We start from the raw sequence: 24,781 nt of genomic DNA, 5'->3' as shown, positions 1-24,781 counted from the left end.
TGGACCTTTTGTTTTGTTTATATTTTTATTTGATTATGTTGTTTGATGAAGTCTAAATCTTGATAATAGCTATTTTTCACTAAAATATTTGGACCAAGACATTTGACCTCAGGGCAATGACAACTTAATTCCTTTGCAATGGATGAATTCTGCCAGGTTTCATAAGCATTTAAAAGATTTGTAGTTTGAATGTTTCCTAGTGGCGGTGTATCGCCGAAGTCAGTCACAATTATATCTCCATTAAAAATATTAACATTCAGTCGTGAACGGCCATCAGGATCGTTCCTGACTGTTACATTATTACTTTTATATAAACGCTGTAAGAGAGCTAAATCCTCCTGTTCACTGCTGCATGCATAAAATGGGAGTGTACCAAATAACATCCACACCTTTTCATCTCTTATATCCAGTAAATGATGAATCGCTTCACGAATTTCATGTAGTGATAAGGTTTCAAGATTGCTAGCGAAGTCACTAGGATACATTGGATGAACTTCATGACGTTGACAAAGCATTTCATCGACGATTTGACGGTGAATCTTTTCCAGATGCGGAAGTGTACGTTTGTTTATCATTGTTTCGGCGGAAACCGTCACCCCTGCTTTAACCAACTCACGACTATTGTCTATCATTCTTTTAAAATATTTTTCCCGTTGTTCATATTCTGGCTTACGGTCCATTCTTGCAAAGCCGCCCTCGACAAAATCATCGACCGTCCCCCAGTTATGAGAAATATGTAAAACATCTAAGTAAGGCACGATTAGATCATAACGATCTAATTCAAGGGTTAAATTAGAATTAATCTGCGTCCGTACTCCGCGCTCATGGGCATATTTTAAAATCGGTACAACATAATTTTTTACCGAGGATAAGGATAACATCGGTTCTCCTCCGGTAATGCTAAGTGATCGAAGCGTCGGGATTTCTTCTAATCTTTGTATGAGCAAATCAAGAGGAAGCGCCTGCGGATCCTTTGTTTGGAGTGTATAGCCTACCGCACAATGCTCACAACGCATATTACAAAGGGTCGTCGTGGTGAATTCAATATTGGTTAATTGAGGCTTTCCATATTGCTCAATATCTAAATAGGCTTCCCATGGATCATACGAAGGGGTAATTTTTTTCAATTTTGACATAATGACTCCTTAAAATCAGTCTTCAAAAAACTTCTCTATTATAACTGAATTACGGATGTTATTGCTATTTTTAACCATTACAAAAGTTTATGTTTTAAAAAATGTAATTATACTAAGCTTGTTTAATGAAAAATTTACCCACTAATACATAACTAAGCCCTTTTCGATTAAAAATAAACGGATAATATCTATTCGTGAATGGTGGTTATGACAAACATGGAAATGCAGCCTTTAGGAGAAGCCGAGAAACTCGCCCTAAAAAAGATGAAAATCTTTCGGCAAAGCATCCTCCGTTATATTTTACGGGCAGCGCTTGCCAGTATGTTTATTGGATTCGGGGTCATTGTAGCTTTTAAAACGGGGAATTTCTTTTATGTTAAAGATAACCCGTTCGCCTATCCGATGGCGGCACTTACCTTCGGGGCTGCCATCATTTTAATTGCCTATGGCGGTGGTGATTTGTTTACTGGAAATACGTTTTATTACACCTATGCCGCACTGCGCAAGAAAATGACCTGGATAGACGTCGTAAAACTATGGATTTGTAGTTACGCGGGAAACATTCTCGGTGCGGCGGTTTTTGCCTTTATTATTTTTACAACGGGACTTTATGAAAGTTCCGAGGTTAACGGCTTTTTACTTCATGTTGTGGAAATAAAGATGCAAGTTCCAATAACTGAGTTATTTTTCCGAGCAATCCTTTGTAATTGGCTTGTCTGCATGGCCTTTTTTCTTCCAATGGGGTTAAAAGGAGACGGACCGAAAATGTTTGCGATGATGCTGTTTGTCTTTTGTTTCTTTATTTCCGGGTATGAACATAGCATCGCTAATATGTGTACGTTTGCCATTGCCTTAGTTTTAAACCATCCAGGGACGATTTCGTGGGGTGGAGTGATTCACAATCTAGTGCCGGTAACGATTGGCAACCTGATTGGCGGCGCTGTTTTCATGGCGATGATGTACTATTATGCTAATAAGCCATTTTTAGATGAATATGATAAAGAACAGGGCAGCTAAGTTAGATTGCTGCCCTGTTCTTTTTATTAGGCGTGATATCGACAAATTCCCGGGGAAATATCAACAAGATAACAGGGATATCGACAACTATTAGGAATATTCTAAAAATATTGATAATTTTAATATTTCTCTGATGTGTGCCCTCTTTTTGCCAAACTATTTCTTTTTGCTAATAAAATAAACATAGGCTTTGATCATAAAATAGCTTACTTCCTCAGGAAGCAATTCCTTGATTGGTTTGAGGCGCTCACGGCCAGCTTCTGCCAAGGCTTTTTCCAGAAGCGGAATGTATTCATCAGGAATATGTTTTGAAAAATCAACTTCTAAACCTTGTTGCGCACATTGAAGCAAGTGGGTTTCCACCGTGCTGACAGCCAAATCCCTCTGTTCAGCAATTTCTGCTATCGAAAAATCACCCTGGTGTAATTTTAAGGTTTCCAAATGCGTATCGGTTACCCCAGCTTTTTTGGCAGGCTTCTTTGGAGCTTTCTCTACAGGTACCAACTCACTTTGATAGTCTACATTTGTTTCGCAGAAGGTACGGATAGCTTGAATAAATTCAAGCCCATATTTTTTAAGTTTCAGTTCCCCTACTCCACTTACTTGTAAAAAATCTTCCGTAGACTTCGGCAGTTTCGCACACATATCTTTTAAGGCAGCATCAGAAAAAATGACAAATGGTGGTACTTTTTCTAATTCGGCAATCTGCTTCCGCACTTCTCTTAACACTTCAAACAACGGATCATCCTTGGCCACTTGTTTCACCTGTACAGTTTCACGGCGATGGACCTGTTCTTTACCTAACAGAATATCTTTTCCTTTTGGTGAAACGAATAGGGTTGGAAATTGCCCTTGCTCGATCGCGATTAATTCTTGTGATATCAAGAATTCAATAAAGTCGCTGACATCCTTCGAACTCCTATCCTTCATGATTCCATAGGTTGGAAGTCTGTCAAAACCCATTTCTGTTACTTTTTTATTTTTCGATCCTGTTAACACTTGGGCTGTAATCGTTTTACCAAAGCGCTGCCCCATCCGAATGACGCAAGACATCACCATTTGGGCTTCCTTCGTTACATCGATGCTTGTCCTCGTATCCAAGCAGTTGCCGCATCTACCACAAGGCTCTGTTTCAGTTTCACCAAAATATTTTAAGATAAATTCCTGCAGACAGTTTTCGGTATGGCAATAATCGACCATTTGCTGGAGTTTAGCTAATTCTTGTGTGATTCGGCTTCGATCACTGGATTGATCAATTAAAAAACGCTGAATTTGCACATCCTGTGAGGAATGAAGCATGATACATTCACTCTTAAGACCATCCCTGCCCGCACGGCCCGCTTCCTGATAATAACTCTCCATATTTTTGGGCTGCTGATAGTGAATGACATATCGGATATTGCTTTTGTCTATACCCATCCCGAAGGCAGAGGTCGCCACCATCACAGTGGCATTATCTGCTAAGAATCGTTCCTGTTCACGGTTTCGCTCCACATCACCCATCCCTGCATGATAGCGGGCCGCCTTTATGTTTGCTTTCAGCAGTTTTTCATAAAGTTGGTCGACGTTCTTTCGAGTTGCTGCATAGATTATGCCTGCTTCTTTATCATTCTTTTTTAAATAGTCTCTGATAAACTTATCCCGATCCTGACCCTTGATAACGGTAAAGGATAGGTTTTCCCGCTCAAATCCAGTAATAATCGTATTCTCTTCATCAATGTTCAATAAATTGCAAATATCCTCACGTACTTTTGGTGTTGCTGTAGCAGTAAGTGCTAATACAATTGGCCTTTGCGGCAGGCTATTAATTAGTTGTTGAATATGGCGATAGCTTGGCCGAAAATCATGTCCCCATTGTGATATACAGTGGGCCTCGTCTACTGCTACTAATGGAATTTCCATGCTGTATAGGTCTTCAAGAAAATCTCGTGATTCCAAACGTTCCGGTGCAATATATAATAGCTTGTATTTTCCTGTGGCCGCTTCATGCATTCGCTTATTTGCTTCACCAAAACTTAACGAACTATTGATAAATGTTGCTGGAATACCGACTTGAATGAGGGCATCAACCTGGTCCTTCATTAAAGAAATCAGTGGGGAAATGACAATTGTGGTACCGGGTAAGACAAGTGCAGGAATTTGATAACAGATGGATTTCCCGCCACCCGTAGGCATAACAGTAATTGTGTTTTCGCCGGATAAAACGGAACGGATTGCCTGCTCTTGTCCTGTCCTGAAGGAGCTATAACCGAAGTGCGATTCTAGTAATGGCAATGCTTTTTCAAACAACATTTTTCCTCCTTTCAATACATAGATGAACCTATTAAGTTAATAATATTCTTACTCTATTATACTGCTAGTAATTGGATTTTCAAAAAGCATTTATCAATAATAATAAGTAAACCTTTGGTAAATTGTTTCTATTCTTTTAGTTAATTTTGCGACAGAAGCAGGGATTCAATTTATAATGAAACTACCTTGAAGTGATATTGGTACACTAGAATGGAGGAGACTATGGCAATTAAAGCTGTTATTTTTGATTTTGATGGAACCATTATTGATACCGAGACGATTTGGTATCAAGTATTTGAGGAATTGTTAAAAGAGAAGTTCAATATTGAATTGCCGCTAGAGGAATTTGCTAAATGTATTGGCACTACAGATGAAGGATTATTTCAGTACATAGAGGCACAAACTGGAATGATGGTTGATTCGAAAAAAATAAATAAATTGGCCCATGAGCGCTTCTTAGAAAAAAAGGGAATCTTAGAAGTGCGTGAGGGAGTTGTGGAGAAATTAGAGGAAGCTAGGGAGCTCAGGCTTATGATTGGGCTTGCCTCGAGTTCATCGAGAGAATGGGTCGAAGGATTCCTTAGACAGTTTAAGCTTTGGAATTATTTCTCTGTCATTAAAACACGAGAAGATGTAGTTAAAGTTAAACCTGACCCTGCCCTTTATCTAAAGGCTTTAGAGGAGTTTCAGGTTGAGCCGCAAGAGGCACTAGCAATTGAAGATTCACTTAATGGAGCCTTGGCTGCAATCGAAGCAGGGATGAGATGCATCGTTATCCCGAATCAGGTTACATCATTTTTAACCTTTCACGAAAAAACCATTCGTTCAGAGTCCTTTGTTGACTTTAGCTTAAAACAAATCAATTAAAAAGCGGAGGCGCCCGTTTAGCGGCGTATGGACTGGAGCGCTCCAACTGAGATAAAGGAAACACGGAGAGCGATTATACCATTATTATACATTAATGTTTTCATATTGTAAGGTGCTATTACAATCTATACAAAGAATAGACTGCCAAATTATCCTAGGGCAGTCTAAATTCTCCTTTTATATCAAAATATTATTCAATATCTCGTCTTTATGCTCGTTTTTTTGAGGCGGAGGGGTGATGGATTCCTGATCTAAGTCACTGTGCATTTTAACTTGATAGTCTCCCCAAGAAGAGGCAAAGATGAGCTCCTTCTCTTGAAAGTAAGGGTTCTCGTTTAATTCCCCTATCTCAAGGACAGGAGCCATACAGCAGTCTACCTTTTGGGCGAATTCAATCCACTCAAAGAAGGTTTTGCTTTTAAAAAGCGCAATGACCTCTAGAAAAACAGAATTAGAATCATTCGTTTGAGAAAAATGTTCCTGAGTCCACTCTTCACGACCATGAGCCCTGCAAAAATTATTCCAAAACTTTGGTTCGAGTGCACCAATGCTCATGTAACGTCCATCCATCGTTTCATATAAGGCGTAGGAAATGATGCTTCCATTAAGAACATTAATGCCAGTTCCCGCCCCGGTTTCTTTCTCAACCATGACATGATTCCCCAATAATGACACCAGGTGGTCAGTAATCGAAATAGAATGATAGCTTCCTTTTCCTGTTAACGCTTTCGAAACGAGCCCGGCCAATATCCGTTCATTAGCCGCAAAACCGCCTATATAATCGGCAAGCGTAATCGACGGATGGACAGGTTTGCCGGCTTTATCCTTGAATTGGGCTAAAACCCCACTTAATGCCATATAATTAAGGTCATGGTTCCCTAGCTTACTTAACAGACCTTTCTGCCCGTAACCCGAAATAGAGCAGTAGACAATATCAGGCTTTACCTTTTGAACCGCCTCATATCCTAACCCGAGCTTCTCCATGACACCTGGTCTAAAGCTTTCGAGAACCACATCCGCGTTTGCAATTAATTTCCGCGCTGTGTCGATTCCTTCATGCTCCTTCAAGTTAAGGGTGATACTTTTTTTCTGACGATTGTTAGCGAGAAAAACAAGCCCGCTTCCCTGCTTAGAAATCCCCGTATGCCTGGCAGGATCTCCTTCAGGAGGCTCCACCTTAATAATCTCCGCACCCAATTCGGCCAATCGTAAGGTTGCGAAGGGACCCGGCAAGTAGTTCGTGAAATCAATGACTTTTATACCTTTTAACATAGTAAGTACCCTCTTTTACGAATTTGTAGTACCTGGGGTAAATAGCTCCTCCAGTTGTTTTCTCAAGACAAATTTCATGATTTTCCCACTGGCATTTCGAGGCAGCGCTTCACAGAAAATGTATTTCCTCGGGCGTTTGTAATTGGCAAGCTGATTGCTGTTTTTGCAGTGTATATCCAGTTCTTCGTCAGTTACCTTCAGATCCTTTTTTACCACGAAGGCAGTTACAGTCTCGCCCCACCGATCATTTGGCTGGCCAACTACTGCCACGTCAAGGACACCTGGGTGGGCATGCAAGAGGTCTTCGACTTCCCTTGGATAGATATTTTCGCCGCCACTGATAATCATGTCATCGACACGGTCATTAACATAAAGGTAACCATCATTATCGAGATAGCCAATGTCTCCGGAATGGTACCAACCCTTATACAATGCTTTTTCTGTCGCTTCTGCTCGTTTGAAATAACCGGCCATCATACATGGTCCTTGAACAATTATCTCTCCGGTTTCACCTACTGGAACGACATCATCTGGATCCGAGGGGCCGTCTTCTCTAGTGCGAACAACCCGAATATCATGACTCAAGGCTGCTTGCCCTGCCGAACCTGCTTTCCTCAGTTGGTCCGTTTCTGATAGAAAAGTAATGGCTGGGCCCATTTCGGTCATTCCATAGGCTTGAATTAATGAGATTCCTAGGCTGTCATGGAGTGCATGAACGAGTGATGGAGCCATTGGCGCCGCACCATATAAACCAAGCTTCAGACTGGATAGATCATATTTGCTTAGGTCCTCTTGTAGGAGCATGTTCCACATGGTTGGCGCTGCAAAGAATTTCGTGATTTTTTCTTGTTCGATCAATTGGAGGATCGCCTTTGGATTGAATTGATGCAATATGACATTACTTGCTCCTGCATGAATCCTTGGCAGGAACGCACAATGGAGTTCAGCGCAATGAAACATTGGTGCAGTTACGAGACCAACGTCTTCCACTCTAAGTTTGCATGAGGCAATACAGAATACACTTTGGTCTACCATATTGCGGTGGGTGTGCATAACTCCTTTCGGTCTTCCCGTTGTCCCGCTGGTATAGATAAACGCATATAGATCGGTTTCCTTTACGTCCGCCTGAACGCCCTCGGTTGATGAAGCGGCCAGTTTTTCCTGATAACAAGCAGCATACGCTGGGGCCTCGTCATCAATAAACCAGAAGGAGGTCTTGTCGAAGCGATTGGCGATCGCTGACATAACAGGTTCCAATACTTTTTCAAAAAGAACAACCTTTGGGGTGGCATCAGAAAGAATATAGGCAACTTCTTCTTGCATCAAGCGAAAATTAATCGGATTGAAAATCGCACCAATTTTCGCACAGGCGAAAAATGCTGTCCCTAATTCTTCGGTATTAAACATGAAGGTGGAAACACGATCGCCTTTTTGAACGCCTTCTTTTAAGAGGGCATTGGCGAGCCGGTTTACTTGTTCGCTCCATTCCTTATAAGTAAACCGGACATTTTTTCTGACATCGTAAATGGCTTGTTTGTTCGGATACTTTTTCACCGTCAAATCAAAGATTTTCCCGATTGTCGTCGTCATTGAATCGCCTCCATTACTGAACTTTTTATGGTCTTTCGTATGTTTTGCTAGTTTATCAGCGTATCTTTATAGTTCATCAGCGAATTCCTGTGGCCAATCAGCGAATATTGATGGTCAACCAGCGAATCTAAATAACTCTTAGTTTAACCGCTCAATAATCGTCGCATTTGCCATTCCGTGGCCTTCGCACATGGTTTGCAATCCGTAGCGCCCGCCGGTCCGCTCAAGTTCGTGCATCATTGTCACCATTAAACGCGCCCCACTGCCGCCAAGCGGATGACCAAGGGCAATCGCTCCGCCAGTTGGATTTAGTTTTGCTGGGTCTGCACCAATCTCCTTCAGCCAAGCCAGCGGAACAGAGGCGAAGGCTTCATTGACTTCAAACACATCAATATCATCGATTGATAAGCCAGACTTTTCTAGTGCCTTTTGTGTAGCCGGAATTGGTCCTGTCAGCATCAAAGTTGGATCCGAGCCAACCACCACGCGTGTGTGAACACGGAAGCGCGGTTTTAGACCAAGCTCTTCTGCTTTTTCGCGCGACATGAGTAATAAGGCAGCTGCCCCGTCACTTATTTGGCTGGAGTTTCCGGCATGAATCACTCCATCCTCTTTAAAGGAAGTGCGGAGACCTGCCAATGCTTCTATAGAGGTTCCTTTTCTCGGACCAGAATCATCCTTGATGACAGTTGTTGTACCGTCAGGAAGCTTTACATCGATTGGGAAGATTTCTCTTGAAAAATAACCTTCCTCCTGTGCCTTAAGTGCTTTTTGATGACTTTCAAGGGAAAATTGATCCAGCGCTTCACGGGTAAAGCCATAGTTTTCCGCAATCCGCTCGGCCGACAATCCTTGATGAATCATTTCGTACTTTGACCTTAAATTTGGACTAAAAGGTTCCTCAGCCCCTTTGTAGTTTGAACCCATCGGAACACGGGACATGCTTTCAACACCGCCGGCGATCACAATGTCCATATCACCGGCAAGGATCGCTTGAGCAGCGAAATGCACAGCTTGTTGACTTGAGCCGCATTGGCGGTCTATTGTTGTCCCCGGGACTTCGATTGGGAAGCCGGCAATTAACGCAGCAACTCTTGCAATATCGCCTGCTTGCTCGCCGGCTTGGGTAACACAACCCCAAATAACGTCCTCCACAAGCGCTGGGTCGATCCCTGCTCGATTGACTAGTTCCTTTAATGTCAGGGCTGATAAGTCATCCGGACGGATATCTTTTAACACGCCATTTCTTCTTCCTACTGGTGTACGTACTCCTTCAACAATTACTACTTCACGCATAGTCATCTTCCTCTCTATAATCCTAGATTTTTCGCAATAATCGTTTTCATAATTTCATTGGTACCTGCGTAGATGCTGGAAACAGGAATATCACGGAATCGTCTCGCAATCTCATATTCTTCCATATATCCATAGCCGCCATGGAGCTGCATACACTCTGCGGCAATCTTCTTGGCGATATCGGTCAGCTTAAATTTCGCCATCGAGACCTTCGTTACTACGTTTTTCCCTTCAATATGCTCGGCAATTAATTGATCCAAAAAGGCTCTACCCATTTCAATATCGGTTGCCATTTCGACTATTTTAAATTGGGTGTTTTGAAACTGGCTGACTGGTTTTCCGAACGCTTCTCTGCTTTTTACATAGTCCATCGTCATTTTGAGCATGACTTCTGAGGCAGTTTGCGCCCCAATTGCGACAAGAAGCCGTTCTTGTTGGAGTTTTTCCATTAAATAAAGGAAACCATTACCTTCCTCCCCCAGCAGGTTTTCTTTCGGTACACGGCAATCTTCAAAGATTAATTCCGCTGTATCCTGGCAATGGAGACCGACTTTGTTTAACTTTCTTCCACGTGAAAAACCAGGGGCATCTCTCTCGATGACGAGGAGGCTAACACCTTTATGCTTTGGTACCGCATTTAGGTCCGTTTTAACAGCAACAACGATGATGTCCGATTGAATTCCATTGGTAATGAATGTCTTTTGTCCATTAACAATATAGTGGTCTCCATCCAATTTTGCCGTTGTTTTGATGTTGGCCAGGTCAGATCCTGTGCCCGGTTCTGTCATTGCAATCGCTGTAATAATTTCACCGGTAACACATTTCGGCAGCCAGCGCTGCTTTTGCTCTTCTGTCCCATAGGCGGTGATGTAGGGGACGACAATGTCATTGTGGAGGCCAATCCCAATTAAGCCTGAGCCCACTCGTTCCAACTCTTCATTAATGACGACCGCAAATCCCCAATCGACCTCACTGCCGCCATATTTTTCATCAATATCAGGGCAAAGAAACCCCTGCTCCCCCATCTTCTTCCAGAAGGAACGCGGAATCATCCGGTCCTCCTCCCACTGCTCATAAAAGGGATATGCTTCTTTGTCCAAAAACTTTCTCAATGACTTGCGAAAAATTTCATGATCTTCATTTAAGTATGGATGTTTCATGTTAAATTACCTCACTTTCAATTGGAAGCGCTTTCTATCTGTGTTTTTTTTATAATTCCTCAGCTTACTACATATTTTCTGATACTCACTACATATTATTGGGCACTTATGACATATTTTCAGATACTTACTACATATTATTGGGCACTTACTACCAATTTCACGATCTTTACGACATTTATTGGAAATTAATTTCCAACTATTGTTTTCTTAGTTCAATTTACCGCTTCCCACCTCTCTCATCTTCTGACGAAGCTGGTACTTCAATACTTTCCCAGAAGCGTTCCTCGGCAGCTGCTCTTCTATAAAAATTTGCCTTGGAACTTTATAGCCTGCTAGTTTTTGACGACAGAAGTTCTTCAATTCCCTCTCATCTATCACTGCACCTTCCCTTGGCACAATAATCGCACAGACTGCTTCTCCCCAAACCTCATCGGGCAAACCAATAATAGCCGCATCGAGGACGTCCGGATGTTCAAAAAGAATACCTTCAACCTCAACGGAGTAAACATTTTCTCCGCCTGATATAATCATGTCTTTTTTACGATCAACTAACGTGATATAACCTTCTTCATCAATCGTCGCTAAGTCTCCGGTATAGAGCCAGCCATTTTTCAAGGTGCTCTTCGTTTCTTCCGGCTTTTTATAATATTCCTTCATCACCATGTCACTGCGAACAATAAATTCACCGATCACTCCAGGTAATACATCATTACCTTCTTCATTGACAACCCTTGTTTCCGTCAAGAAAATAGGTTTCCCACCCTTGCCAAGGTGATGTTTATGTCCTTCTGGATCGAGGAGAATTCCTCCAGGCCCTGCTTCAGTTAGGCCGCAAAGGTTATAGAATTGATCGGTTTTAAAGAGCTGAATACTTTTTTTGACCAGTTCCGGTGCCATTGGCGCAGCCCCGTATCCGACTCTTTTAATAGAAGATAAATTATAATCTGCTGCATTGGGAACTTGGAGTAGAAAGTTATACATAGCTGGAACCGCAAAAAGATGGGTAATTTTATGTTCTTGAATCGCCTGGAGCGTTTTAACTGGATGAAAGTCGCGATGAATAATATGAGTAGCACCAAGTGCCACCCCAGAAATAAGGAACAAGTTTAACTGCGCTGAGTGAAACAGCGGTGCGAGGTGGAGAATTCGTTCATGCTGTCTAATCCCCATATTAATAACAACAGCAATCCCTACTTTAAAAATTTGACTATGATCAAAAAGAGCACCTTTAGGCTGGCCGGTTGTCCCCGATGTGTAGAGAATTTCTAAATCATCCTGCTCGGAAACCTCAACATCCGGCTCATTTAGATTATTGGATAAAATCCTTTCATACGAATGGTATCCAGTTATTTCTGCGTCACCAACTGTAATGACCAACCGGGTTTCCGTGCCTTGTTTGGCAGTTGTGATTATTTGTTCAAACTCCTTATCACACATAACGAAAGACGTATCGGATTGGTCTAAAATATAGTGAACCTCTGATGCAGTTAGACGAAAGTTAACAGGTACGGCAACGGCCCCAATTTTGGCAGCGGCAAAAAACGTAAAGACAAAGTAATCGGAATTCTTCATCATCATTGCCAGCTTGTCACCCTTATTTACCCCCTGGACCAATAAGCCGTTTGCCAGTCTATTTACTTCTTCATTAAATTGGCGATACGTATAACTTCGTCCTTCACATTCGATGGCTAGTATTTCAGGAAATTTGCGGGCATTTTGCGCTAAAAGGTTTCCGATATTCATATAAGAATCCTCCTTCAAAAAGACTTCCCTCAATATTCATGCAATTTTTGTGCCAGTTATTCAAAAAAACAATACGTAGGCCATCAGCCTGAAAAGCAGCAGCCTTAAATGACGATATGTTTTTCAAGCAAACACAAAATACAAAAAGGTGTCCATTTTTTGGACACTCTTCACCCTAGGTCGGCAGTTTGTATTTTTTGATTTTTTCATATAAACCGGATCGGCTGATTCCTAGTAATCTAGCCGCTTTTACTTTATTCCCTTGTACTTGTACTAATGCCTTTTTAATCGCTTCGAGTTCTGCGTTTTCGACAAGTGACACATTTAAAGAAGGCTCTACAACGGAAACCTGCTTCACTAAATAATCGGGAAGATCCTCCAATCTAATTTTCCCATTTTCCGCAAATGTCATGGCCCGTTCCATGACATTTCGCAGTTCACGGACATTTCCAGGCCAGGCATAATCTAACATCGCTCCTCTTGCCCTATCTTCGATACCAGTAATGCTAGTTCCTAAAATTTGATTCAATTCAATCATGAACCGCCCAATCAAATGATCAGTATCATACAGTCGATCGCGGAGTGGCGGGACATTTAATGAAATAACATTGAGACGATAATATAAATCCTCTCTAAAAAGACCCTCTTGGACCATTTCCTCAAGATTTCGATTGGTGGCAGCAATGATTCTGACATCAACCTGAATTCTTACCGTACCGCCAACCCGGTAGAACTCTCTTTCCTGAAGCACGCGCAGCAGCTTGGCCTGCAATGAGAGTGACATGTCCCCTACCTCATCAAGGAAGAGCGTTCCACCATTAGCCAAATCAAACTTTCCAAGTTTTCCTTTTTGTCTCGCACCCGTAAAGGCCCCTTCGTCATAGCCAAAAAACTCTGATTCTAGCAAATCCTCTGGTATCGCTGCACAATTCACCACAATAAACTTTCCTGTATTTCTTGCACTGCTATTATGAATTGCTTGAGCAAACAATTCTTTACCCGTTCCACTTTCACCACGGATAAGAATAGTTGACCTTCCTTTTGCCGCTTTGGCCGCACTTTTTTTCAACTTTTCCATATATGGATCAACGGTTAATAGGTGATCCCAAGTAAACCTGGCTGACTCTGACTTCTGGAATTGCTGATGATAAAAACTCGCCTTATTTTCCGCTTTCTGTAACTTTTTGAATAACTCGCTGACCTCATTTAATTGTCTAAACACGACCTTGCCAATAGCTCCAATGATTCTTCCATTCTCTTGAATGGGAATTCGGTGGACGATATATTTAATACCATTGATTTCTAAAAATTCGCTAACCTCAGCGGTTTCTGATTGATAAACATTGTCTAATTGTAATTCCGGTAATACTTTCGCAACGGGATGGTATAGAACTGCTTCCAGTTGAAGATTAAATAATTCGAGTAGAGGAGGACTGACCATCAGGATGTTTTTCTTTTCATCCGTCATGACAATCCCGTCATAGGCATGGTCTAAAGCTGTTTCTAATGTCCTTTTTAAGGTTTTTACTGTTTTTAACTCTTGTGAGGTTTGCAGCAGTGACATGACCATATCTGTTTTCGTGAGGATTCCTACGACCTGGTCATGTTCATCGATGATCACACCGGTGCCAACCTGACTGTTTTTGACAATCAATTCGATTTTTTCATATGGGGTATTAATGGGCAGTGTTTTAACCTGAGCTTTTATGTATTTTTTGATAGGAGTGGTTAGGGGTTTCTCGTCCAAAACCATTTGAAACAAACTGCTTCGGGTAAAAACGCCAACTAGTTTTCTACCAACATCCGATACAGGAAGCAGGTTCCACTTCTTTTTGTTCATCAGACTGATGGCTTCAACTAGTGTCGTATTTTCGGTAACTATACAATCGACTGGCGTAATAAGCTCTTTAATTTGGAGCATTTCGTTACCCCCTTTTATTCATATCTTTATTGTAACAAAAAAGAGGGATATTTTTGAATATTTTAACAATACTTCTGATCATTCCATACGAACGAAAAAGAGAAGGGCTTATGCCTTCCCCAACTTCACCTTTATTTCGGCTGCATTCTTATTGCCCCATCAAGCCTAAGTGTTTCTCCATTTAACATTGGATTTTCAATGATGCTTTGAACTAGTTGTGCGTATTCACTCGGGAATCCTAGTCTTGACGGGAACGGCACCATCTTTCCAAGTGAATCTTTCGCCTCTTGTGGAAGAGTATCAAACATCGGTGTATGGAAAAGTCCAGGAGCAATGGTCATCACACGAATTCCGTAGCGAGCAAGCTCTCTTGCAATCGGCAGAGTCATTCCGACAATTCCACCTTTCGAGGCACTATAAGCGGCCTGGCCAATTTGTCCGTCATAAGCAGCAACAGAAGCAGTATTAATAATCACACCTCTTTCACCCTGTTCATTCACTTTATTACTGATCATCTTCTCAGCAGCGATCCGTATCACATTGAAAGTACCGATTAAATTCACATGAATGACTTTTGAAAAAAGTGAAAGATTATGCACGCCATTTCTGCCAAGCACTTTCTCCGCAATCCCAATCCCTGCACAGTTCACTACGGTATTCACTCCACCCATAAACGCAGCAGCTTTACTAACTGCTTCCTGAATGTCTTCATCTATAGTGACATCTGCTTTTAAAAATAAAACGGCTTCACCAAGTTCGTTTTGGAGACGTAAACCATTTTCTTCCGATTGGTCAAAAATAACAGCTTTTCCTCCGTTTTGAACAATGTTACGGATGGTTGCCTCTCCAAGCCCTGAGGCACCGCCGGTAACAATCGCACGACAAGTTTGAATTTGCATAGTTTATACCTCCTATTAGGATTTCCTATGATTCTATGATGCAAGTATTATGCCAAAGAGAAAAACTCTAGAATACTAGTCATTTACTGTTGACCTTTAATGAATGTGTTTTAGGTATGGACATCTTTTCCAGAAAAGTGAACATTTACTGAACAGTTTTATAAAGTTGTAAATGAAATTGCTCCCAGGCTGGATTAAAACATAAAAAAGGTCAGGACCTCATTTAATATGATGTCCTGACCTTTTCCTTTGCTACTTCGTCTTTTAACGACGCTCGTTTTCTTCTTTCCATTATTACAACTAAAACAATAGCTGCTATGAGAAAAAGACTAGCGATACGAAAGATAGATGCCGTCCCAACAAACTGGGCGAGCACCCCAAAAATAAGACCGCTTAGCCCAATCCCCAAATCAATCGACGAAAAGATCATCCCGTTGGCCACACCTCGTCGATGTGCAGGTGTCATGAGTAAGGCCCAAGATTGCAGCGTTGGTATCAAGCAACCGAATCCGATACCGAATAATGCACCTGAAATGGCAATAAATAAGCTGGAATGTGCAAAAGAGAGTACCCATATGCCAACAAATGTAGCGAATGTACAGAACAATACAAGTCCTATTGGGCCCTTCTCATCAAACCATCTCCCTGCAAATGGTCTGCCCAATGTGGCCATCACCGCATTAAAAATATAAAATAAAAAGATCTGCTCAATGCCACGCTCTTCACCAAAAATGACAATAAATGTGACCACCGATCCGTAACCTAAATTGATGATAATCGTGATAAATGCTGGAAACCAACTTGATTTTTCAACCAGTGAACCTAGATAGGAAAATTTCAATTCTTCTTTTCTAGTATTTATCACTGCTTTAGGAGTTTGATACTTTACAGCAGTAAGTAAAATGATCGAGATAACCCCTAATATCGCTGAAAAATAAATTAGATTCGTGAAAGAAGTAATATTGTAAACAAATATTCCTACACTAGGGGCAATAATGTATGCAATTGTCATCGAAAGTCCGAAATAGCCCATCCCTTCACCGAGCCGTGAATTTGGAATCACATCAACCGCCGCTGTGCCATTTACAGTTGTTGACCAGCCCCAGGCAAGACCATGGACAAAACGGAATAATAGAAAAATCACCACAACCTGTGAAACAGGATAAAGAATCGTGACCATTAAAAGCATAATTGCTCCTATTAAAACTAGTGCTTTTCTAGGCTTATACTCAAGCATAAAGCCGATAAACGGCCGGCTAATGACAGCGCCAATCGAAAACAATGCCGTCACTAGGCCGATCTCCAGCCCCGAGGCCCCAATGGATTTTATATATGGCGGCAGTGTGGGAATAAGCATTTGAAATGACATAAACACAAACAGATTTCCCACCATGAGCATAATAAACGACTTCGTCCACAAACGCTCTTTCAAACAATCCCCTCCCTTCACTCCAATAAAAAAGAATCTTCACACTGAAGATCCGCTTACTTATATTTACTTCGTATTTCTAAATAATAGCACAGAAGATGGAAAAAGAATATTTGGATATCAGATAGTTTTATAAAATTTGTTGGTTTCTTCGGATTAGTGTCCGACTAGTAAACAAAAACCTTATCAATTTTTTTGATTTCCGTTATCATTAAATAAAGAAAACATTGTTAAATTGGAGGAATCCCCACTTATGAAAAAAATGGTTATCACCCGTAATATTGATCAAGATTACATAACACAAATCAATGCGATGATACCTGATTGGGAATTGATTGTAGGCAAGGATAAAAATATTTGGCAAGAGCATCTAAAGGACGCGGAAATCATCGCTGGCTGGCATAATGGGATAGAAGAATACTGCCTCGCTCCATATTCCAAGCTGAAGTGGCTCCAATCATGGAGTGCCGGTGTTGATTACCTGCCGCTTGAAGAGATGGATTCTAGAAACATTTACTTGACTAGTGCTAATGGCGTCCATGCCTATCCGATTTCTGAGACTATTTTTGCATTAATGCTTGGCTTAACACGAAAAATCCATACCTATGTTAAAAACCAACAGAAGAAAACTTGGCATCATGCCCATATGGGACTAGAAATACATGAAAAAACCATTGGAATTATCGGCGTCGGTACCATTGGGAAAGAAACAGCGAAAATCGCTAAAGCATTTGGCATGCACGTCCTTGGAGTCAGGCACTCTGGAAAGCCAGAGGACTATGTGGATGAAATGTATACTCCAGACCAATTAGATCAGCTGCTGCCAAAATGTGATTATGTTGTGGTTACATTACCGCTCACAAAGGAAACGAATCAAATGTTTGGCGCAGAACAATTTAAGCAAATGAAGACGTCCGCATTCTTTATGAATATCGGCCGTGGGGAGATTGTCGTGGAAGCTGACCTTATCCAGGCATTAAAGGAAGGAACAATCGCGGGAGCAGGACTCGATGTGTTTGAAACAGAACCGTTGAGTCCGGAAAGTCCGTTATGGGAGATGGAAAATGTAATCATCACCCCCCACACTTCTGGGTCAACCGATCACTATAATCAGCGGGTCATTGAAAACATATTGATCCCTAACTTAAAAGAATATCTTTCTAGTAATATCCCATCGATTAATCTTGTTAATTTTTCAAAAGGATATTAATACAGGAGTACAGAAATTATTGAAAAAAGAAAAGAGAGAGACTATTTTTACAGTCTCTCTCTCCCAAATCTATCATTTTTTAAATCTTCCAGGTGTGAACTTTTCACTGGCTTTAAAGTTATAAACCGGTTTAATGAAACCTGCAATCTCAACAGTTTCTTCTACCTTTTCTAAAATTTCATTCATTGACTTATAGGCCATTGGCGCTTCATCTAAGGTTTCTTCCGAAACAGACGTCGTCCACACGCCCTCCATTGTTTTATGAAAATCGTCCATATTGAGAGTTTTCATTGCTTTCGTGCGGCTCAATACGCGACCCGCACCATGCGGAGCAGAATAATTCCATTCATCGTTCCCTTTACCGACTGCTAGAATCGACCCGTCTCTCATATTAATCGGAATAATAAGACGTTCGCCTTTTTGCGCGGACACGGCCCCTTTTCGTAAAATCAGGTTCTCCGTGTCGATATAATTGTGTACCGTATCGAAGCGGTCCTGCTCCTCTAGTCCCATATTTTCCGTGATCGCTCTTGCAATTTCTTCGCGGTTAGCTTTTGCAAATGCTTGAGCTAACTTCATATCATGCATATAGTTATGAAAATCCTCGCCTTCTAAATACGCTAAATCATTCGGAATAACGGGATTCTTTTCTTTATAGCTTTTAATCATTGCTTCGATTTCTTTTTGACGTCCTTCCGCCTTTAATTGGTCAATGATATCAGTTAAATCCTGCTGACGAAGTTTTGAGATAGCTACCTTTTGGTAGTAGGTGGCAATCTTCGCCCCAACATAGCGGCTGCCAGTGTGGATGGTTAAATAGTGATAGCCATTGGTATCAACTGAGACCTCAATAAAATGGTTCCCTCCGCCTAATGTACCTAAGCTATAAAGGCTTCTATTTTCACTCAATATGTGATCTGCTTCAAATTCTTGAATGGCGGGAAAACTAGTATTAATAAACCTGACTGTCTCCTCTGTATGAAGCTCCTGCCCACTTGGGACATACGTACGGATCACTTGATCAAGTTTATTAAAATCAATTTTTTGATCCTGAAGTTTGACGGTTAACACGCCGCAGCCGACATCTACACCCACTAGATTTGGGACGACCTTATCCTTTAGCTGAATGGTTGTTCCAATCACACAACCCTTTCCGGCGTGATAGTCTGGCATAATACTAATCTTTGTATCCTTTAAAAAAGCTTGATTACATAGCTCTTGGATTTGCTCTAGGGCTGTTTCCTGAGGATAGTTCGAAAAAACACAAGCCTCTGTTTGTGCACCCGTTACTTTAATCACTCGTTTTCCCTCCTTCAAAACAGATTACCCATAGGCTACCATTTTTTTGACATTTGGGCAACGCAATTTCATAAAAAAGGAAGATGCCTCGGACACCTTCCCTTTTCAAATATTAATAGACGGTTTGCATGCCTTTTCCTGCCACCGTCATCCACTCAAACTGACGCAATCTAACTTCAAATAGTGTCAACGGATCGCGGAACATTTCTGGATTGGTATTCATATTCGTAAGCATTTCTTGGTTTGATTGAATTCCTGATCTTGCTTCCTCCACTGAACGATTTAACAGATTCAATGGACTCTTGAAAAATAGGGTAACATCTCGCTCCAGTGATTTTTCAAACAGCTCAAATTGCTGGAAAAACTGTTGCTTGACGGCAGAAATCGCTTCGATATACTCCTCATTTTCTACAAATGATTTGTATATGTTAAAAAGCGGTGCTTTATTTTGTGTCATGGCACCAAACAGCTTACCAGCGCTTTTTAATAAAAATTGAGACGGGGTTCTGCGCAGCAGAATATTGACAGTTTCCAACTGAAAGCGACTTGTCATCCGGTCAGTATCACGGTGCCAATCATCGAGCACTTTAAAATCGCAATCAAGGCTGAGGCGTTCTTCCCCATACATGTGATTAAAGCCTTCACCTATTTCATTCAAGAATTCCTGCCCTTGCACGAACTCCTCTTTGCATCCCTCAATCCATTCTTGGAGCAAGTGGTAATATTTTGGCATGACCGTCTGATCTAGGTATACTTCCAGTCTTTTGTTCATCTCATCATTAAGTTCTAAGTGAATCTTGCTAAAATTACTGTCTTCTTTAATGAAAGAGGAACACTCTTGAAGCATCTTTGGAACAGACTCTGATATATCCTTTTCAATTGAAGCTTTGATGGCACCGTAGGACTGCACCACTGCTTTTGTTTTTTGGGTCTCCGTATCCTTCAGTTGATTTACTGCCCCCGTTAACTTCTGCAGCATTTCTTCATTCCAACGTACGGATTCTACCAATTGATTTTCAACATCAATCCGTTTTTGCATAAGGCTGGCAATCGTGGTCCGAATATAGAACAACAGCTTTGCCAACCGCTTATCTTCAATGTTTCTCATATTTTTAATGGATTGGATAAACTCTTTTAAGTCCTTAAGCTGCTGACTGCTTTCATATTGCGATGAAAAAGCAAACACGAAAGCATCCGGTAAATAGGATTGAATCCTCGCCCTAGTTTCATCGAAAACTCTTATCGCTTCCTGCTCATTTACAAGCGTATCGGTCTTACTCAATAGAAAATGAACTGGAATATCAGGAGCTAACTCTTGAATCTTTGCAAGCACTGACCTTTCTTTATCCGTAAACGGTGCATTTGCATCGAGCACAAAGAGGACGGTATCTGCCAATTGCAGATTCTTCAATACTTCATAGGAATCATTATAGTTTCCTTTTAGGCCAGGGGTATCAATTAGAGCAACCTTATTTTCCTGCAAAAAGGCGTTCGGACGCCTAAATTCAATCATAGATTCCAACGCATTACGGCGTCGGTCCATTCGTTCTTGAAAATCAGAAAAACCAGATAAACGAGTCTTCTCTCGATCAGTAATTTCTATGATTTCTTCTTCAGCAGAATCTTTAAACATGACCACAGAAGAGGTTGGGCTGTCCTGTAAATCCTCTCCAAGAACCAAATTAACAAAAGTCGATTTTCCACTTCCGCTTAACCCGGTAATTAATAGATGTTGTTTGTCAAAATCGACTAATTGCTCAACAATCCATTTTACTCGATTATTCTCGCCCATCTCATTTGATTGGGCCCAATTCGTAATAGCATCAAATAGTGTCAGGCACTCCTCTAATTCGTCCATATCAGTTTCCGTAATGCTGATCAGTTTTTCAGCCTCACTAACGATAGACATACTTATGCTTGCTGGAAAAAGCTCATTCCATGAGAGCACGGCAGCTGCTGCAAGCACGGTATCTTTACGATCGGCAAGTCGTAACCAATTTGTTAGGAAGTCTGGAATAAAATCCTGCAGACTTTTAATGAAATACCTTCCATCAATTATGTTGAAAAATGCTTCCTTATGGAGGCCTGAAAGTACAGATAAGTTTCTATCCCGACTGATTTCAAGGTTTAATAACAAATGGTTCATTTCTCTTATCCAAGTAAAATACGATTCTTCATTCTTATAGCTGTCCCAAAGGGCGGAAATAAGCATCTCAAATTTTTGTTTATTCAGACTAAACACTTCAAGTAAAGCCTGTGAAAAATAACTCGGCGCATGACTTCTAGCCACACCATTTTCCACATAGGTAATGATCATATCGTACCAGTCTAATGATTCCGTCCGTTTTGCCTCGTTTACTGCTAGTTCAATTGCATGATTCCAATCCTGCTGCTCTTCAAAAAAAGTACGGGCGATTTCCGTTACATTTGGATAATCTGGATTTGCAGCAATTGTTTTTTTAATCACCGACAAGGCCAAGTCGAGCTTATCTCGCTCTATATACAACGAAAATAACTGTAAGGCCACTTCCGTATTTAGGGTGAGATTATTGGTTTGAATTGCACAATAAAGGTCTTCAGCAGTCGATAATAAACCTAACTCATAATATGCATCCGCAGTATTTTTCTTTGCCCAGGGTTCAAGTTCATTGATTATATTCTCCCATTTAAAAATGGCAGCCTCATAATCTTTATGATGGAAGTACACTTCCCCCTGCGCAAAGCGAATAGACGATAAATCAGGCAGGTCCTTTAGCGCTTCCTCCTGAAACAGTTCACCAAGCACCTGGATCGGATGAATATTTTCATGTTCATTAATGAACATTTCATAATACGTTTTCTGTTTTAATTGCGTCTCTAATGTCATATCTTTCCCTCCAATTACACCACTCTCTGTCATTCATATGGAAAAGAGGCCTAATTATTCTATATACTATTCGACGGATTTTCTGATTATAAGTCCTAATTATACGATTCTACCAGAGCAATTTTTTAAAAGGATGTCATTTGTATTTCATTTTGGAGACAAAGAAAAATAATTAATGACACTTACTACATATTTTACGAAACTTATTACATATTTTCAGACTCTTATTACATATTTTACGAAACTTACTACATATTTTCAGACTTTTATTACATATTTTCAGACACTTACAACATATTTTACGAAACTTACGACATTTGCTGGATATCATTGGAAATAGATTGATTATTAAACGTAAAATGAATTCTTATTTTCAAATCAAACTAAAAAAATAAGCCCACCATGAAATGGCAAGCTTCATAGAGTTCACTTATCTGACTGATAAAGGTTTCTCACTCTTTGAATTCAAAACAATTTCCGAAAAGTATTCGACTGTCCTCATTTCTTCATTAAACAAGTAAGAAGACTTCCACGTCTCCTCTAAAAACACCTCCATTACTATGATGGCACGGCGGTCACCGCTTGCTGCCTGTTCAAGCGCGACAATACTCTCAAAAATTTTCACCATAAGTTCGGCCGCCTTTTTCGAGTGAAAGGTTTTATGATCTGCGGATGCCGTACGTAATGATTTCGATAGGTTCTGCAATTGAATTAATTTATTTTCAACCAAATAAGTCCATTCGGATGGCAAATGGGCAGCTCCCCGTAAGCGTTGACTCATCTCTTCTAAAAACAGCTCTTCTGCCTTATACTTCTCGATTAAACGCAGAACCTCCAACCCGAGAATATTGGCCGTTCCTTCCCAGACAGTCAGGACTTGAGCGTCCCGCAATAGTCTAGGGGTGACGAAGTCTTCAATATAACCATTTCCGCCGTGCATTTCTATCGCTTCATGTGCATAATGAATCGCTTGTTCTGCCGTTTCTTTTTTCAAAAGGGCGATGTAGAGACGATTGAGAATGGCCTCCTTTTGACTTGCTTGATTATTCATAACGCGCTCAAATAAAGGAAGATAGCTAAAAACGGTGCGGGTTTCAATTTCCAGCTTTACCGCAAGCCGTGTCAGCGTGTCCTTGATCATTGGATAGTTTGCGAGCTTACTTCCGAACGCATCCCTTTTTAAAGAATATTCCTTTGCTTCATAATAGGCTCTTCTCATAATTCCTAATGAGGCAACGGCATTGCAGACTCTTGATAGATTTAGAGCTTCCATCATATAGTAAAAACCTTTCGCTGGATCGCCCACTACAAAGGCATCTGAGGCATCAAATTCCACCTCAGCAGAAGGGACTGCCCTGACACCAAGTTTATCTTTTAAACGGCGAATACGAATCCCATTAAGTGTTCCGTCCTGGTTTCGCCATGGCACTGCAAATAGAGTCAGTCCCTTCGTTCCTGATGGTGCACCTTCTTTCCGCGCTAAAACCATAGCGACCCCGCACATACCGGCATTGGAGGCAAAGTACTTTTCTCCATAAAGTTTGAAATGATCTCCTTCTTCAACAGCTTTCGTCTCATTCGCACCGACATCGGAGCCTCCTTGACGCTCTGTTAAAAATGTAGCACCCTCATAGTGTGGAACTTCACCTGTTGAGAGGACATGCGGCAAAAATTGCTCCTTCATTTCTTTAGAAGCATATTGGTTAAGTAAATAAGCAGTAGCCATCGACAATGTGACTGGACAGTAAAATCCAGGCTCTGTTTGCGAGAGAAGATACCCTTGTGCATAAGAATATATGTAATTTCCTTTTTCCCCGAGTTCTGGAATTTCTTTATGAACATAACCAACTATTCCAGTATTGTAAGTTTCTTCAACGGTTCTTCTGTAGCCCTCGTTCACCCATACTTCAGAAATATCTTCACCATAGGCATCATATCTGTTTAAGCGCGGCTGTCCTTCCCGGTCCGTAAACCTTGCCCGATCATCGATAGCAGTTGCACATTTCTCACCAAAGACAGTTAACTCCTTGTCTGCATATTCAAAAAAGGGTTGATCGAGTAGCTCTTTAAGCAGTGATTGAAAATGTATATCATCTTTGTAAAAATTCATCAAAAAACCTCCTTATTAATTTTCAGAATAATCAATAAATAAAGTATACCACTTTCTAATTCAGTTAAAAATATGTTTAAGTTAAATTTGGACATTCTTTCTTTTTCATCCACTTTCAAAGTATAATTGGTTCAAATACATAAAGGGGAAATCTAAGTTGGAAAAGGAACAAGCTATATTTTTAGCTAACTGTATCGAGTCCTCTAATTCATCGACCTATGAGATTAAAAAACTTGAAATTACGGGTGGAAGCCTCCAAAAGTTTCATCAATGGACTAATGGAAAACCAACGTTAGCAGCATATGAGGTAACCAGGCCAGATAGCGATACGGGTTATTATTTTTTATTCATCGATTGGCATCGTAATGACAACTATTATTTAGTCATTTATGCACATGATCGGTCCACAACCTGCGCAGAGATACGACAAATCCAAGAAATTGATGGGGTGCCCCATATTGTCTGGGCTTACAAACCTTTTAAACGAGACGGAAAAAATGATCAAAGAAAGGCCTATTTTAAACAAATGTTTGGTTCAACAACCGTTCAAATCAAACTGCCTTCTACATTACTTGATATCGAAGTATTTTTGGAACAATTATTTAAACTGTGTCAAAACCGGCTAAAAGCAGACCGGATTGTGGATGTTTTTGACTTTGAATAAAGAATGG

General features: G+C 40.8%; 17 protein-coding genes. 4 read left to right on the top strand and 13 right to left on the bottom strand.

The window, feature by feature from the left end:
* Positions 1–17: 17 nt before the first annotated feature.
* The gene (gene yfkAB / locus J7E77_RS14500; protein WP_214715266.1) at positions 18–1,136 is read right to left on the bottom strand and encodes a radical SAM/CxCxxxxC motif protein YfkAB; all 1,119 of its coding nucleotides are present in this window, start codon (positions 1,134–1,136) and stop codon (positions 18–20) included.
* 216 nt (positions 1,137–1,352) lie between these two features.
* Between yfkAB and J7E77_RS14495 the strand changes: the two genes are divergently transcribed.
* The gene (locus tag J7E77_RS14495; RefSeq protein ID WP_214715265.1) at positions 1,353–2,153 is read left to right on the top strand and encodes a formate/nitrite transporter family protein; all 801 of its coding nucleotides are present in this window, start codon (positions 1,353–1,355) and stop codon (positions 2,151–2,153) included.
* Between the two features lie 156 nt (positions 2,154–2,309).
* On the opposite strand, the gene recQ is transcribed toward J7E77_RS14495, so the two are convergent.
* Positions 2,310–4,442, bottom strand: coding sequence for a DNA helicase RecQ (recQ, locus tag J7E77_RS14490; protein ID WP_214715264.1), 2,133 nt, complete (start codon positions 4,440–4,442; stop codon positions 2,310–2,312).
* A 225-nt stretch (positions 4,443–4,667) separates the two neighbouring features.
* Here recQ and J7E77_RS14485 point away from each other — a divergent pair, with 225 nt between their 5' ends.
* A complete protein-coding gene (locus J7E77_RS14485) occupies positions 4,668–5,312 on the top strand; it encodes an HAD family hydrolase (RefSeq protein ID WP_214715263.1) in 645 nt (214 codons plus the stop codon).
* Between the two features lie 177 nt (positions 5,313–5,489).
* Here the strand turns inward: J7E77_RS14485 and J7E77_RS14480 are convergent, their stop codons facing one another.
* From J7E77_RS14480 to J7E77_RS14445, 8 genes are all read right to left on the bottom strand, one after another.
* Positions 5,490–6,584 carry a CaiB/BaiF CoA transferase family protein gene (locus J7E77_RS14480; RefSeq protein WP_214715261.1) on the bottom strand — a complete coding sequence of 365 codons (1,095 nt, stop codon included), beginning with the start codon at positions 6,582–6,584 and terminating at the stop codon, positions 5,490–5,492.
* A gap of 15 nt (positions 6,585–6,599) precedes the next feature.
* Positions 6,600–8,174 (bottom strand): fatty acid--CoA ligase, encoded by a 1,575-nt coding sequence (locus J7E77_RS14475; protein WP_214715259.1) that lies wholly within the window; start codon positions 8,172–8,174, stop codon positions 6,600–6,602.
* 138 nt (positions 8,175–8,312) lie between these two features.
* Positions 8,313–9,470, bottom strand: coding sequence for a thiolase family protein (locus J7E77_RS14470; protein ID WP_214715257.1), 1,158 nt, complete (start codon positions 9,468–9,470; stop codon positions 8,313–8,315).
* A gap of 14 nt (positions 9,471–9,484) precedes the next feature.
* Positions 9,485–10,630, bottom strand: coding sequence for an acyl-CoA dehydrogenase family protein (locus tag J7E77_RS14465; RefSeq protein WP_214715256.1), 1,146 nt, complete (start codon positions 10,628–10,630; stop codon positions 9,485–9,487).
* 210 nt (positions 10,631–10,840) lie between these two features.
* Complete coding sequence (locus J7E77_RS14460) at positions 10,841–12,376, bottom strand: long-chain-fatty-acid--CoA ligase (protein WP_214715255.1); 1,536 nt, start codon at positions 12,374–12,376, stop codon at positions 10,841–10,843.
* A gap of 175 nt (positions 12,377–12,551) precedes the next feature.
* Positions 12,552–14,297: a sigma-54-dependent Fis family transcriptional regulator gene (locus J7E77_RS14455; protein ID WP_214715254.1), complete on the bottom strand. Its 1,746-nt coding sequence runs from the start codon at positions 14,295–14,297 to the stop codon at positions 12,552–12,554.
* A gap of 131 nt (positions 14,298–14,428) precedes the next feature.
* On the bottom strand, positions 14,429–15,196 hold the full coding sequence (locus J7E77_RS14450) for a 3-hydroxyacyl-CoA dehydrogenase (RefSeq protein WP_214715253.1): 768 nt from the start codon (positions 15,194–15,196) through the stop codon (positions 14,429–14,431).
* 223 nt (positions 15,197–15,419) lie between these two features.
* Positions 15,420–16,628, bottom strand: a complete 1,209-nt coding sequence (locus tag J7E77_RS14445) for an MFS transporter (RefSeq protein WP_251026937.1) — start codon at positions 16,626–16,628, stop codon at positions 15,420–15,422.
* A gap of 250 nt (positions 16,629–16,878) precedes the next feature.
* Between J7E77_RS14445 and J7E77_RS14440 the strand changes: the two genes are divergently transcribed.
* Positions 16,879–17,835 (top strand): D-2-hydroxyacid dehydrogenase, encoded by a 957-nt coding sequence (locus J7E77_RS14440; protein ID WP_214715252.1) that lies wholly within the window; start codon positions 16,879–16,881, stop codon positions 17,833–17,835.
* A gap of 72 nt (positions 17,836–17,907) precedes the next feature.
* On the opposite strand, the gene J7E77_RS14435 is transcribed toward J7E77_RS14440, so the two are convergent.
* From J7E77_RS14435 to J7E77_RS14425, 3 genes are all read right to left on the bottom strand, one after another.
* The gene (locus J7E77_RS14435) at positions 17,908–19,134 is read right to left on the bottom strand and encodes an RtcB family protein (RefSeq protein WP_214715251.1); all 1,227 of its coding nucleotides are present in this window, start codon (positions 19,132–19,134) and stop codon (positions 17,908–17,910) included.
* 112 nt (positions 19,135–19,246) lie between these two features.
* Positions 19,247–22,000: a dynamin family protein gene (locus tag J7E77_RS14430; protein WP_214715249.1), complete on the bottom strand. Its 2,754-nt coding sequence runs from the start codon at positions 21,998–22,000 to the stop codon at positions 19,247–19,249.
* A 430-nt stretch (positions 22,001–22,430) separates the two neighbouring features.
* A complete protein-coding gene (locus J7E77_RS14425; protein WP_214715248.1) occupies positions 22,431–24,110 on the bottom strand; it encodes an acyl-CoA dehydrogenase family protein in 1,680 nt (559 codons plus the stop codon).
* A gap of 157 nt (positions 24,111–24,267) precedes the next feature.
* Between J7E77_RS14425 and J7E77_RS14420 the strand changes: the two genes are divergently transcribed.
* On the top strand, positions 24,268–24,774 hold the full coding sequence (locus tag J7E77_RS14420; RefSeq protein ID WP_214715247.1) for a hypothetical protein: 507 nt from the start codon (positions 24,268–24,270) through the stop codon (positions 24,772–24,774).
* Positions 24,775–24,781: the final 7 nt, after the last annotated feature.

Source organism: Bacillus sp. ISL-77, assembly GCF_018613105.1.
The sequence above is the reverse complement of the archived record's forward strand: the minus strand, read 5'-3'. Positions and strand labels throughout refer to the sequence as shown.

Coding starts and splice junctions, on each gene's coding strand:
- J7E77_RS14485 (WP_214715263.1), top strand. CDS start 4,668: ATGGCAATTAAAGCTGTTATTTTTGATTTTGATGGAACCATTATTGAT.
- J7E77_RS14470 (WP_214715257.1), bottom strand. CDS start 9,470: ATGCGTGAAGTAGTAATTGTTGAAGGAGTACGTACACCAGTAGGAAGA.
- J7E77_RS14455 (WP_214715254.1), bottom strand. CDS start 14,297: ATGCTCCAAATTAAAGAGCTTATTACGCCAGTCGATTGTATAGTTACC.
- J7E77_RS14440 (WP_214715252.1), top strand. CDS start 16,879: ATGAAAAAAATGGTTATCACCCGTAATATTGATCAAGATTACATAACA.
- J7E77_RS14480 (WP_214715261.1), bottom strand. CDS start 6,584: ATGTTAAAAGGTATAAAAGTCATTGATTTCACGAACTACTTGCCGGGT.
- J7E77_RS14495 (WP_214715265.1), top strand. CDS start 1,353: ATGGAAATGCAGCCTTTAGGAGAAGCCGAGAAACTCGCCCTAAAAAAG.
- J7E77_RS14430 (WP_214715249.1), bottom strand. CDS start 22,000: ATGACATTAGAGACGCAATTAAAACAGAAAACGTATTATGAAATGTTC.
- J7E77_RS14425 (WP_214715248.1), bottom strand. CDS start 24,110: ATGAATTTTTACAAAGATGATATACATTTTCAATCACTGCTTAAAGAG.
- J7E77_RS14475 (WP_214715259.1), bottom strand. CDS start 8,174: ATGACGACGACAATCGGGAAAATCTTTGATTTGACGGTGAAAAAGTAT.
- J7E77_RS14465 (WP_214715256.1), bottom strand. CDS start 10,630: ATGAAACATCCATACTTAAATGAAGATCATGAAATTTTTCGCAAGTCA.
- yfkAB (WP_214715266.1), bottom strand. CDS start 1,136: ATGTCAAAATTGAAAAAAATTACCCCTTCGTATGATCCATGGGAAGCC.
- J7E77_RS14450 (WP_214715253.1), bottom strand. CDS start 15,196: ATGCAAATTCAAACTTGTCGTGCGATTGTTACCGGCGGTGCCTCAGGG.
- J7E77_RS14460 (WP_214715255.1), bottom strand. CDS start 12,376: ATGAATATCGGAAACCTTTTAGCGCAAAATGCCCGCAAATTTCCTGAA.